The following is a 12,950-nucleotide window of genomic DNA, read 5'->3' as shown; positions in this document are numbered from 1 at the left end:
TATTGAAAGAGGCCTGATGACGTAATTCTAACCATTAAAAAATTTATTAAATTTTGAGCCCTCCATGAATGACATGATTGTCTTAAACGATGTGACCAAAAGTTTTTTAAGCGACCGATCAATCAAAGACAAAGACGGCAAACCACATTGGTTTACCGCTGTTGAGCCGACCTCTCTGACTATCAAACAAGGCGAAATCTTTGGTTTAATGGGTTACTCAGGCGCAGGTAAATCTACCTTATTACGCCTAATTAACATGCTTGAGCGTCCAGACTCGGGTCAAGTCATGATAGATGGTACTGACCTAACCACGCTGTCTGCCAGTGAACTGCGTATTGCCCGTCATAATATCGGTATGATTTTTCAGCAATTTAATTTGATGTCTAATCAAACTGTTTTTGATAACGTGGCATTTAACTTGAAAATTTCTGGTTATCCAAGTCGTGACATTCATAAACGCGTCATGGATTGTCTTGCGATTGTTGATTTGACCGATCGTGCTGGTCATTATCCTGCACAGTTATCAGGTGGGCAAAAACAGCGTGTAGGTATTGCTCGCGCGATTGCTCCTAGTCCAAAAGTATTGTTGGCCGATGAGCCAACCAGTGCACTTGATCCTGCAACGACCCGCAGCTTGCTAACTTGTTTGCGCGATATCAATGAGCAACTTGGCGTAACTATCGTCATCGTGACCCATGAGATGAGTGTTATTCGTAGACTTTGTGATCGCGCAGCATTATTGCATCAAGGACAACTGTTAGAAGTTGCGGATGTGCGAGATGGTCTGATTCAAGCAACCACCCCGATTGGTAAAGGCCTAGTCGTCGAGGACTAATGAGGCAGGAGAAATAGATATGTTAACTGGTACTGAATTATCCGCCTCTATAGACAAGCTACTTGTGTTACGCAAAGAGATCGTGAGCGCGTTTATTGATACGTTTGTGATGCTCGGTATTTCAACCACGGTAGCAATTGTCATCGGTGGGCTATTTGGCGTATTTTTGTTTTTGTCTAGCGATCGGCAGTTTCTGCAAAACAAGACACTGTACGCTGTGCTTGGCGGTATTACCAACTTTATGCGTGCTTTCCCTTTTGTAATTTTGATGATTGCGATGAGCCCATTTACCAAAGCCATCGTTGGTACAGGTATTGGACCGATCGCGGCATCACTCGTACTTGCTATCGCTGGTTCGTTTTATTTTGCACGTTTGGTCGAGCAGAATCTGCGTGAAGTACCGCGCGGTATTATCGAGGCAACTGAGTCAATGGGTGCACGACCTTTTACCATTATTAAAGTATTACTCAACGAAGCTCGCTCAGGTTTGGTATTGTCAGTCACTATTCTTTGTATCAGCTTGCTATCTTATTCAGCAGCGGCTGGTATGATTGGTGGCGGCGGTTTGGGCGATTTAGCTATTCGTTATGGCTACTACCGCTATCAAACTGAGGTAATGATTTTTATCGTGATTGTCCTATCCCTCATGGTCATCTCGATTCAAGCTTCTGGTAACTGGCTCGCCAATCGTTTAGACAAACGTTAAACCGCTTTAGAGAATACTTGACTTTACGAGCGACTAGGTTTATTTTTGGCAATACCTAACCCTTATCTCAGCTCTTATACAAAAGCAGCATTACTATTTATAATGTTGCTTTTTTAATGTTCAGACGATAAACGTTTTACTCAATCCCATTCATTATTAAGGACATATTATGAAATTAACAGATATCAGCCGTCAGTTAGCCAGCGCATTTGCGGCTGTTGGTGTATCAGGTCTAGTCTTGGTTGGTTGCAGCAACTCATCAGCGCCAGAAGCGTCTCAAGAGCCAGTAACCGAAGGTGCAACTGCAGAAACTGCTGCTAGCGATATCGATCCTGATCATACCAAAATCGTTATCGGTACGACTGAAGGTGATTTTGCTGATATGGTTCGTAACCAAGTAAAAGGTACGCTTGAAGAACAGGGTTATGAAGTTGAGTTGATTGCTTTTACTGACTATGTCCGCCCTAACCTTGCATTGGCTGAAGGCGATTTGGATATCAATATTTTCCAGCATAAGCCTTATCTTGATACCTTCAAAAAAGAAAACAACCTTGATTTGGTTGAAGTATTCCAAGTACCAACTGCACCACTTGGCATCTACTCAGGTAAAAAGACTAGCCTTGACGCTGCATTCAAAGGTATGAGAGTTTCTGCACCAAACGATCCAAGTAACTTTGCTCGTGCTTTGGTTATGATGGATGATCTTGGCTGGATTAAGCTAAAAGACGACATCGATCCACTGGCTGCCTCAAAAGCTGATATTGCTGACAACAGCAAGTATGATATCGAAATCGTTGAACTAGAAGCAGCTCAATTACCACGCGCGCGTGATGAAGTTGACTTCGCAGTAATTAACGGTAACTATGCTACCGACTCTGGTATCGAGTTGACCGAAGCGCTGTTCCAAGAGCCAAGCTTTGCTTACGTAAACTGGTCGGCAATCAAATCTGCTGATACTGGTAAGAAATGGGTTGAAGATGTAACTAACGCCTATAATTCAGAATCTTTCAAGAAATACGCTCATGAAACATTCCCTGGCTACAAGTACCCAAAAATCTGGGGTAATGACCACAGCGCACATATGGAGACTGCTGCTGAAACTGAAAGCGCTGACGCTTCAGAAACTGCAGAAGCAGCTGCTCAGTAAGACTTTAGGTCGAAAATACCTAGTTTTAAGGTGTCATGATTAATATAAATGCCCATTACTGAGAGTGATGGGCGTTTTTTTGTTTTCGATTTTGAGAACATTGTCTCCCTAGACAGTTGATAAAATGCTTAATACCTATCAAGTAACTATCAAAAATCACGTTACAGCCTGTGTACCCTTTGTAGGAAACCGTCACTCACTCTTCCACTTATCTTTAGTTTTTCTTATAGTAATCGAGCTCGATAACTTTTTAGTTCAGTTTGCGCTAGTTAAATTTAGCCCAATTCAATTTCGTGGTCATTTAATTTGACTATAATCGAATGATGCTAATGCTGAACGCTTAAATTTATCGAAAACTACAAAATATAAATAATAAGGATAACAACATGAGTGCTAAAAACTATAATATTCGTACCGCTGGACAAGCAAATATTCCAATTCTAGGGTTAGGTACCTGGCAATCAACTGGGCAAGACTGCGTGGACGTGGTCAAAAAAGCGTTAGAAATGGGTTATGAGCATATCGATACTGCTCAAGCTTATAGTAATGAAAAAGAAGTTGGTGAAGGTATCAAACAATCAGGCGTCGCTCGTGATAAGTTCTTTTTGACTACCAAGATTTTTCCAGATGATATGAAGTTTGAGCCAGAGAAATTGGTTGCAGCAGCGAAACGTTCTTTAGAAGATTTAGATACAGACTATGTCGATCTATTGCTATTGCACTGGCCCGATGACCGCGTGCCACTATCTGAGACTATTCCTGCGCTGTGTGAGCTGCAAAAACAAGGGTTAACACGCCATATCGGTGTGTCAAACTTCAGCATTGATAATATCATTGAAGCTAAGAAATATGCTGATGTGCCTATTGTTGTGAATCAAGTAGAGTTTCATCCGTTTATCAAGCAAAACACGCTACAGACTTTTTTGAATAACCATCATATTCTGCTAGAAGCTTACTCGCCGCTAGCGCGTGGCGACGTATTTGATAACGAAGTGATTAAAGAGATTGCTAATAAGCATAATGTAACGCCAGCGCAAATTTCGCTAGCATGGATCTTATCAGACAAGCATCGTGTGGCCATTCCAAAAACGTCTAATCCTGATCATCTGCAAGGTAATCTAGATGCTACTAAGGTTGAGCTAACTGCAGATGAGTTAGAGAAAATCGGTAATTTAGCAAGCTCTGATGGTCGTAAAATTGAGCATCCTGACTATAGCCCAGTATGGGATGACTAATAGAATTAACAAATAGTTAATTAGCTAATCACATTTCAATAAAAAGCCACCGATAATCGGTGGCTTTTTTATATGGTAGGAAAACTCATAATATTTATTGTAGCGTTTCAGTCTCATGAACTTTTTCGGCAGGACTGTACTGTTCAGAAGAAGGTACCGCTCCGCTGCGATTGTTTTCTTTCATCGATTTGGCGACTTCAGGGGGCATATAGTTTTCATCATGCTTAGCCAACACTTCACCTGCGACAAAAGTATCGCCCTGCATTTTACCCGTAGCAACGACGCCTGAATTTTCAGCAAATAAGTCTGGCAGAATACCTTGATATGTCACTGGCACTGTTGATTGAAAATCAGTAATCGCAAATTCAACATTTAATGGATTATCTGCTGCACGCTGTACACTACCTGAGACCACCATACCGCCAGCACGAATACGTTTGTCTTGAGGCGCTTCACCTTGGGCAATAGCGGTTGCATCAAAGTAGTAGTCAGTTTGCTGCCCGATGGCATAGATCACCAACATTACTGCTACTGCCGCACCTGCCAGCGTAAACATAACCCACGTCAGTTTTTTCCGACGAACTGCATTCATACCACTACCCCATTAATGAGTCACTGTCTTATAAACCATAATCCATTTATAAAACAGAAAATTTTAAAGAAACTACCATTAGAAAAACGTTCTAAAAATGTCTTTCTAATCGTACTCTTCTAATCGTTATATGGTAGCATTTTTCAGATAAACCAATAAGTACCATCGCCACCTGCAAAGTCATATTTTTGTCGGTGTAAGGATACAGCTTCTTACGCTAAAACTATGATATTGGGATGATTTTTTATTTAGCTTTTTTGGTCACAGGTACTGAGGTTTTAGTCGTTCGCTGTGCTTGACGCGCTTGCTGGATAGTCAGCTGTTTGATGAGTGACTGTCGTTGTTTGCGGCTATAGATAATAAACGCCAACATCACGCCGATCGTTATCGCCCAGCACGACCACACAAAAACCCCATGCTTACCCATGGCGAAAAACTCAGATACGCTATAAAAGTAAGGCTGCATAGTATTTTCCTAGCCGTTATTTGTGTTGACCACGAATGTATTCTTTAACCCACGCTTTGCCTTGATCACGGTATAGAATGAGCGTGTTAGTACGATAAATCGCTAATGTCGCAACCAGTAAATAGCTACCGATAATCATCAGTAGCAAAGGCATCCACATACCTGCCGACATCTTCGGTGCTGCGGTCAAACTAAAGGTCGCGCCTTGATGCAAGGTATTCCACCACTCTACTGAGTACTTGATAATAGGCAGATTCACTGCCCCCACGATAGACAAAATAGCAGCCGCTTTACCACGATTGGCTGTATGCTCAAAAGCGGCAAACAGTGCCATCACGCCCGCGTATAGAAACGCCAATATCAGCATTGAAGTAAGGCGTGCGTCCCATACCCAGTAAGTACCCCACGTTGGCTTTGCCCAAATAGAACCTGTAAGCAAACTGATGACACATAGCAAAAATCCCATCGGGGCAAGTGCCTGCGCAACCAAACTGGCCGTCTTAACCTTCCATACCAAATAAATCACCCCTAAGACGGCAAGGGCGAAATAGATAGAAATGGCAATACTAGCCGCTGGAACATGGATAAAGATAATGCGATAACTATTGCCCTGAAGATAATCAGGCGGCGCAAAAGCAAGGCCCCATACGCTACCAATGAGCAGACAGAGACTGGCCAATATCGCTAACCACTTAACCCAAGGGCTAAAGATACGAAAAAACTGCTTGGTACCCACAGTGGTCAAGAAACCCTGCCAAATGCGCTGCCATAAGCTAGGGGATGAGACGTTATTCAGGTTGGGCATGGTAAGAAACCTATTACACAGCTTACTGGCGATAAATAATGCGGTCTACACAAGCACCACTATCAACTCACCTGCTGGCGTTAAACACTGGATAGAATCTACAAAGAGCTGTTTACGTATTCAATTGACTATTATAGCAAAATTGCCAGTTTTCACCACGGTGTTAATACACAAGGTTCAAATGGCTAAGTTTAGATAATCGAATCTAGATAACTGAACTTTAAGATTACAGCAAGCAAATCACTTAATTCAGCCATGACATCCTTAAGGTGGTAGCAATCACCCAAGGCATGACCAAAACAGAAACAATACTTCCTGCTAGTAATAAGGCTAAAATAGGTAAACCATTAAGCCCAGAGGCAAATAAATCAACCGCACCCGTAGCAAAAATTAATACTGGCAACTGCATCGGTAAAGCAATCAAAGGAACCAATACCGCCCCATTCTTTAACGATAGCGTCAAGCTACTTGCGACTGCGGATAGCATTAGAAGCATTGGACTACCTGTCACGATAGAAGCCATCAATATCCATGCTTCAAACCAACTGAGCTGAAACAACGGCACGGCAAGCAAGCTAAGGACAGCCACAATACCACTGCTAAAAACCCAATGAATGACCAGTCTAATCAGCACCCATAACGGTAGTGACGCTTTAGCCACGACTAATTGCGCAAGCGTACCATTATCAAGCGCAGGCTTGAATAACCCATCAACGCCCATTACCAGTGACAGCAATGCAGCAATCCACACCGCTGATACGCCCAGACGCTGCAATAGCACAGGCTCACTACCGACTGCTAATGGAAACAAAGTAATAATCACTAAGAACAGTACCAATGGATACAACCATTGCACCGCTCCTTGCTGCTTAACTTGCCATTCGCGGCGCCAGAGCTGCATAAACCCAATACTGCGAGGCACTGTGGCAATAGCATTTGGTTTTTCATTCATAGCGGCTACTGATCCTACTTGTATTGGTCTGTCTGTCATCATTTGTCCTTGCACATATACTGATGGTACTGATAGCAAGCAAACTCATACCATGTAATCTGACAAATCGAGCACTTGATTGGCAACACCAACTGCCTGATGACTGGTCATTAGTATCGACCCGCCAGTCTGTGTAAACTCACATAGCCGCTCTTCCATACGTGCCACCATATCGACATCTAACGCCGTAAAAGGCTCATCAAGTAACCAGATTGGTGTCACATCAGGAGTTAATAGGTACAATCGCGCCAGTGTAATACGCCGCGTTTGACCAGCAGACAGATGACTTGAGCTAATCGTTTCAAACCCTTGTAGCCCTACCCATGTGAGTGCGTCATCAATATCGGTAGCGCTTGGCGTGATACCATATAAATTCAGTAGAAACGTCAGGTTTTGCGCCACTGTCAGATTCGGATGAATACCCAACTGGTGCGAGACATATAAAGGCTGAATTGGCAAACCCGACTGTCCTTGATAAATAACCTTACCTGACAAAACAGGCAACAGCCCTGCCAGCTGCATCAGTAATGTGGTTTTTCCTGTCCCATTTGCCCCGATTAGATGGCAAATACTACCCGCAGATAGCCGCAACGTAACTCCTTCACACAGCGGTATCTCACCGCGCTGAACCGTCAGCTCATCAAGCGCAAGTAAAGGTGTATCCAAAACCGTCATCAAAACCTCTGGTTATTTATCAAGCAGCAATCAATATTCATCACAAACAAAGGCAATGTTCGTGGCATAATACCCTATGCTCGCTACAAACACACAGTATAACAAATTGTCGATTACTCTGACTTCAAAAAGTACGACCTCAAAAAAATACAACTTTAAAATATGACTTCAAAACCTATGCCGACTTCACTAGATAGCCAAAAACCTAATACTGCTGCAGAAACTAAAAATGACAACGCAGACCCCAGCTTGTCGAAAGAGCCATTAAACAGTCGTTTGACCATTGATAGCTTGATCGATGCTCAAGTCAACTTTATGCAGCAGTGGCTACACAATCAAGCTGAGCCACTAGCGATGGAGGCTTGGCAATGGTTTGGTGCACAGCCTTTAAGCAAATACATCACCTGTGACCATTTACAGCAGCTGATGAAAGGCTGGCTGTTAAATCAGCCAATGACTGAAGTAATGCGTACTGATATCCGTGATATTTTGCACACTATTATTTATCATCCAGTCAATGACAACGTGCCTTTATCTGAGCTGGTCGACGATACTCAAATTGAAACTTTGGCTAACTATATCGGCAGCCATGAGCAGCAACGTAACATATTGATTCATACATTGGTCGGTAACGAAACTTTTGCGGATCTATTGACCCAAACACTCTATCACGCTATCAATGATTTTATGGAAAGTACGCTTGATAAAGCAGGTGGCGTTGGTAAATTGATGAAGCTTGGTCGTAGCTCTTTTGAAAAGGCAACCAACAGAAACCTTGATGAAAAACTACAAACGTACCTGCATCGCAATATTAAAGATTTGACGCGCAAAGCTGAAGCCAATGCCCAAGAGCACCTATCCAACGAAGAAGTTGCACGCTTGATGGTCATGGGCTGGGATCGTATCAAAGACCAACCGATCAGTGAACTGCAAACCTACTTAAGCGATGAGCCTGGCAACAGTAGCATTGACCATATCGAAGCCAGTATCCAGCAAAGCTACAACCGTCTGCGACTGTCACCGTATCTGCATAGCTTAGTATCGTCAAGCATCGACACTTGGTATGCCAATCATCAGTCTGACACGATGGCGACCATCGCTGCGAGTTTGCACATTGATGACGCAGCCATGAAACAGTGTAGTACTGCTCTACTGCCTATAATGTACGAAGCTCTTGAGACGCCTTGGTTGACAGCTCATATTCGTGAAATGCTAGAAGCGTTTTATGCACAGTCTGCTATCAAAGAAGATTTGGCACTCAATCATGGTTAATTTATAACCCCTATTTGTCAGCATACTATTATGAGTCAACACAATAAACTCAGCTTGTGGCAAAAGATCAAACGGTTACTGACTGCTTCCGCACCTCAGTCAGTTGTCAATGAGGCAAGCGAGCCCGCACACTCACCACTTGCTGAGAGCATGACTGATAATACAGCGAATATATCGGCTGATATTCCTAATATCAGCACTCAAGCTACTGATATCAATGCCTCTGATATCTCTCATGAATTAGAGGCAAAGCAAGGCAGCGAACAGCATAACGCTCAAGCAAATGCATCTCAACTCAAAACCGATAGCTTAGAAACCGATAGCGCAGATGCAGAACCCCAAAACCAAAGTCACACCCCTATCGTCGACTGCTTAAAACAATACTTCAATGACAAACAGTGGCACTATACGCATTATCGACCAAAAACTAACGACAGCCAACAATCTCATCATTTATCCCTGAAAATGCGTCATAAGCAAATAAACTGTAGTTATCTGTTTCGAGTGCAAGAAAAAAATAAGCTACTGGCCGTCTACGGTATCTTGCCATTTTTGATACCAGAAAGTCATCAAAGTGCCGCGATGCTGCTCATTACCCAAATCAACTATGACATGCTAATCGGCAATCTAGAGATGGATGTCAACGATGGTGAGATACGCTACAAAAATGCTATCGATGTCGAAGCAGTTGGCATTGATAATGAGATTATCGAGCATTTACTACAAAGCGTGGTTGCGATGACCACTGTCGCCAACGAGCTGTTTGTGGATTTGATTAATAATCAAGATCCTGCTGAAGATATGCAGACGCTACTCTTGGAGTTACGCCAACAGACAGACGCACGGACATTCTTTTTGCCGACTCAGTTTGTTCAATAACTCAGTTTGTTCGATAAACTGCTTTTTTAATCAAGCCATAATCCGCGATAGCTGATACTTATCTCTTTACTTTTCTATCCAAAACATCATCAATACTAAGCTAGAATTCTTATGCTAAAAATTGCCTACTCTGACGTCTTTCGCTACTCCGTACCAGAAAAGCACCGCTTTCCCATGCAAAAGTACATCATGATTCCTGAGCGTCTAGTAGCAGAAGGGACTATCAGCCAAGATAACTTCTTTGCTCCTGCTCGCTTAAGCGAAGATGAGATTTTGACCACTCATACCGCCGAGTACTGGCATCAGCTTAAAACCCAAACATTACCACGCAAGGCTGCTCGTACGATCGGATTTGAGATGACGCCTCAATTGGTCGAGCGCGGACGTTATATTGCCCATGCAACGTATGAGTGCGCGCTATATGCTCAGCAGTATGGCGTGGCCATGAATGTCGCAGGCGGTACGCATCACTCTTTTGCTGGTCATGGAGAAGGTTTTTGCGTTTTCAATGATGTCTGTATCGCTAGCAATCTACTATTAAATCGTGGACAAGCACAAAAGATTTTAGTTATCGATTTGGATGTTCATCAGGGCAACGGCAACGCCAGCATTATGACAGATGAGCCACGCGTCTTTGTCTTTAGCATGCATGGTGCAAAGAACTATCCGTTTCGTAAACAAGTATCAGACTTAGATATTGAGCTAGACAATGATACAGGCGATGCTGAGTATTTACAGATATTAGAAGATACGCTGCCACGATTAATCTCTGAAGTTGTACCAGATATAATTTTTTATCAATCTGCTGTCGACGTACTCGCGACCGACAAGCTAGGCAAACTTGGCTTGACACAAGCAGGTTGTAAGGCACGTGATGAATATGTCCTGCAGCAAGCAAAAGCCGCTAATATTCCTGTTGCTATCGTGATGGGCGGCGGCTACTCAGAAGATATCGAAGATGTGGTCGAAGCGCACTGCAATACCTTTCGTTTGGCACAGCAGATATTTTTTGAAGAATTGGTCTAATAAAATATCGCTGACAAGGTAAAGATGATTTCTGAACTGAAATGGCTTGTATAGTTTATCTATAACAATGCGGTAATACCTTGCCAGCCAACGCGTATCCCAAGCACGATCAAGATTAATAAAATAAGCTGACGGAAACGTGCTTGTGGTAAATAGCGACGCAAGCGGATTCCAACTAGCAGTGTGACTATAGACAGCACACTCAAAAAGGCAATCAGCTGCCACTCACCACTGCTCAATGCCATGATGGGCTCACGTAACACCATAATTTGGGCAGTCTTTCCTAAAAAGTAGCACATATTGCCAACTTTGGCGATGGTGTTTTTATCGTCACTGGCAGACAGCAGATACATCATCAATATCGTCGACATGGCGTTGGTCGAGCCGCCAATAACACCTGCACCAAAGCCAACGGCAACCAACATAGGCTTAGTATTTGGTAAACGGATTTGCTTGCCGAGTAAGCTACTCACAACGTAGAAGGCAATGACCGCGGCCAACAACAAGAGAATATAAGCGCTATCGACCCATAGCAACAGCTTCGCACCTAAAATGCTACCTAGTAAGCTGGTAAGCGCAAGCAGCCAATAGCGTCTGCCGTAGTAGATAAAGTTTTGCCAAATGGTGCGCTCACCACCGACTAGCCACGTCATGGCATTGACTACTAGCGAAGGGAAAATCACCAATACAATGGCGTGTTGTAGTGGGTACATGCTAGCAAGCGCAGTAGTCGTCACTAGCGTTGCGCCCAGTCCACTAATACCGTGTAGCAGTGAAGCAAGCGCAAAAATGACCGTCAGTACTAGCATCTGAGTGCTATCGTTACCAGCTATATTTACCATATCGGTCACACCATTTTAGGCTCAGCGTCTGTATCTATACACTATCTACAAGCTAGCTATCAGACTTAGCGCCTGTATTTTTAACTATTTTTACGTTGACCGATTGTTTCACCGATGATGCTAGCTAACTGCTCAGCAATTTTGTCTTTACTGGTTTTTTCAAGTGCTACCGCGTCACGCTCATAGCACTCAGAGAAAAACACCTGCATAGCATTGTCATCACTGGCAAAACCAATATCTGCACGTGAGACATCATTACAGGCAATCATATCTAAATCTTTTGCGACCAATTTACCACGAGCATAACGCTCGACATCCTGCGTCTCTGCTGCAAAACCGACGACAAACAATTTTGGATGCGCAAGAGAAATCGTTGCTAGAATATCAGGGTTTTTAACCAGACTGAGCGTCATGGCATCTTGCGTTTTTTTGATTTTTTGCGGTGCGGCTTCTTCCGTACGATAATCTGCCACGGCTGCGGTCGCAATAAAGATATCTGCTTTCACATATTGGCTGCCATCATGAGACTGTAATGAGTCATGGTTGACGTTATGGTCGTTTATATCGTCATCACCGCAACCACAGTCGCCATGATGGCGTTCGTGAGAATGGTTATGGGAATGATTGTGCTCATCTTCAAAGACCAATTGAAGCTCACTATGCGTGCCATCCACACATTGCTGCGCCGCTGTCAGCATATCTTCGGCAGACAATACGTCGATCCGTGTGACATTAAGCGGTGTAGGCAATGCTACTTTACCACCAGCGATTAATACAACGTCTGCACCAGCAGCGACACAGGCACGCGCCAATGCAAAGCCCATTTTTCCCGAAGAGTGATTAGATAAATAACGTACAGGATCAATCGCTTCTACTGTTGGACCTGCGGTAATGACCACTCTTTTGCCTGCCAGCAGTTGCGGCGTTGTATTCATCGCGATGAACAGTAATACCTCATCCAACAATCGCTCAGGCTCAGGCAAGCGCCCTGCTCCGACATCACCGCACGCTTGCTCACCGCTGGCTGGTTGGATAATTTGATAATTCATATCGCGCAATGTTTGCACGTTTAGGTCAACTGCTGGATGTGCCCACATCTGCTGGTTCATAGCAGGAGCGATAATAATAGGCGCAGTAGTAGCAAGGCACACTGTGGTCAATAGATCATCGGCCATACCCATAGCCAGACGCGCAAGCGTATTGGCAGATGCAGGTGCAATCACGATTAAATCGGCCCACTTAGCCAGCTCAATATGTCCCATGCCTGCCTCTGCTTGTTCATCGAGCAATGAGACATGTACCTCGTTACCTGTCAACGCTTGTAGCGTCAGTGGTGTGATAAATGCTTGTGCACCTGTCGTCATGATAACGCGCACATCAAAACCTGCCTTAACTAACAAGCGGGCAAATATAGCAGATTTATAAGCGGCGATACCGCCAGTAATAGCAAGCACAATATTGGACATAAGCGTGACTTCA

The 12,950-nt window shown here is 43.6% G+C and carries 14 protein-coding genes; 7 read left to right on the top strand and 7 right to left on the bottom strand.

What is annotated here, in order from left to right:
* Positions 1-64 precede the first annotated feature (64 nt).
* The 4 genes from ACT3QN_RS08390 (at position 65) to ACT3QN_RS08375 (ending at position 3,923) form a co-directional block, all read left to right on the top strand.
* Entirely contained in the window at positions 65-835 is a 771-nt protein-coding gene (locus tag ACT3QN_RS08390) for a methionine ABC transporter ATP-binding protein (protein ID WP_201568700.1), read from the top strand.
* A gap of 19 nt (positions 836-854) precedes the next feature.
* A complete protein-coding gene (locus ACT3QN_RS08385; RefSeq protein WP_444520275.1) occupies positions 855-1,541 on the top strand; it encodes a methionine ABC transporter permease in 687 nt (228 codons plus the stop codon).
* 169 nt (positions 1,542-1,710) lie between these two features.
* Positions 1,711-2,688 (top strand): MetQ/NlpA family ABC transporter substrate-binding protein, encoded by a 978-nt coding sequence (locus ACT3QN_RS08380; RefSeq protein ID WP_444523755.1) that lies wholly within the window; start codon positions 1,711-1,713, stop codon positions 2,686-2,688.
* A gap of 386 nt (positions 2,689-3,074) precedes the next feature.
* Positions 3,075-3,923: an aldo/keto reductase gene (locus ACT3QN_RS08375; protein ID WP_444523756.1), complete on the top strand. Its 849-nt coding sequence runs from the start codon at positions 3,075-3,077 to the stop codon at positions 3,921-3,923.
* A 94-nt stretch (positions 3,924-4,017) separates the two neighbouring features.
* Here ACT3QN_RS08375 and ccmE read toward each other — a convergent pair whose 3' ends face one another.
* From ccmE to ccmA, 5 genes are all read right to left on the bottom strand, one after another.
* On the bottom strand, positions 4,018-4,515 hold the full coding sequence (ccmE, locus tag ACT3QN_RS08370; RefSeq protein ID WP_444523757.1) for a cytochrome c maturation protein CcmE: 498 nt from the start codon (positions 4,513-4,515) through the stop codon (positions 4,018-4,020).
* 244 nt (positions 4,516-4,759) lie between these two features.
* A complete protein-coding gene (ccmD, locus tag ACT3QN_RS08365; RefSeq protein ID WP_444523758.1) occupies positions 4,760-4,981 on the bottom strand; it encodes a heme exporter protein CcmD in 222 nt (73 codons plus the stop codon).
* 16 nt (positions 4,982-4,997) lie between these two features.
* Positions 4,998-5,786, bottom strand: a complete 789-nt coding sequence (ccmC, locus tag ACT3QN_RS08360; protein ID WP_444523759.1) for a heme ABC transporter permease CcmC — start codon at positions 5,784-5,786, stop codon at positions 4,998-5,000.
* A 244-nt stretch (positions 5,787-6,030) separates the two neighbouring features.
* On the bottom strand, positions 6,031-6,687 hold the full coding sequence (locus ACT3QN_RS08355; RefSeq protein WP_444523782.1) for a heme exporter protein CcmB: 657 nt from the start codon (positions 6,685-6,687) through the stop codon (positions 6,031-6,033).
* Between the two features lie 135 nt (positions 6,688-6,822).
* On the bottom strand, positions 6,823-7,452 hold the full coding sequence (gene ccmA / locus ACT3QN_RS08350) for a heme ABC exporter ATP-binding protein CcmA (RefSeq protein ID WP_444523760.1): 630 nt from the start codon (positions 7,450-7,452) through the stop codon (positions 6,823-6,825).
* A 177-nt stretch (positions 7,453-7,629) separates the two neighbouring features.
* Between ccmA and ACT3QN_RS08345 the strand changes: the two genes are divergently transcribed.
* The 3 genes from ACT3QN_RS08345 (at position 7,630) to ACT3QN_RS08335 (ending at position 10,629) form a co-directional block, all read left to right on the top strand.
* Positions 7,630-8,724, top strand: coding sequence for a hypothetical protein (locus ACT3QN_RS08345; RefSeq protein WP_444523761.1), 1,095 nt, complete (start codon positions 7,630-7,632; stop codon positions 8,722-8,724).
* Between the two features lie 30 nt (positions 8,725-8,754).
* On the top strand, positions 8,755-9,603 hold the full coding sequence (locus ACT3QN_RS08340) for a hypothetical protein (protein ID WP_444523762.1): 849 nt from the start codon (positions 8,755-8,757) through the stop codon (positions 9,601-9,603).
* A 111-nt stretch (positions 9,604-9,714) separates the two neighbouring features.
* Positions 9,715-10,629, top strand: a complete 915-nt coding sequence (locus ACT3QN_RS08335; RefSeq protein WP_444520284.1) for a histone deacetylase family protein — start codon at positions 9,715-9,717, stop codon at positions 10,627-10,629.
* Positions 10,630-10,688: 59 nt separating this feature from the next.
* On the opposite strand, the gene ACT3QN_RS08330 is transcribed toward ACT3QN_RS08335, so the two are convergent.
* Entirely contained in the window at positions 10,689-11,471 is a 783-nt protein-coding gene (locus ACT3QN_RS08330; RefSeq protein ID WP_444523763.1) for a TSUP family transporter, read from the bottom strand.
* Positions 11,472-11,551: 80 nt separating this feature from the next.
* Entirely contained in the window at positions 11,552-12,937 is a 1,386-nt protein-coding gene (gene coaBC, locus ACT3QN_RS08325) for a bifunctional phosphopantothenoylcysteine decarboxylase/phosphopantothenate--cysteine ligase CoaBC (RefSeq protein ID WP_444523764.1), read from the bottom strand.
* Between the last annotated feature and the right edge of the window lie 13 nt (positions 12,938-12,950).

This window comes from Psychrobacter sp. AOP7-C1-14 (assembly GCF_052376135.1).
GTDB lineage: Bacteria > Pseudomonadota > Gammaproteobacteria > Pseudomonadales > Moraxellaceae > Psychrobacter.
Note: the sequence above shows the minus strand (reverse complement) of the source record. Positions and strands in the feature narration are given on the sequence as shown.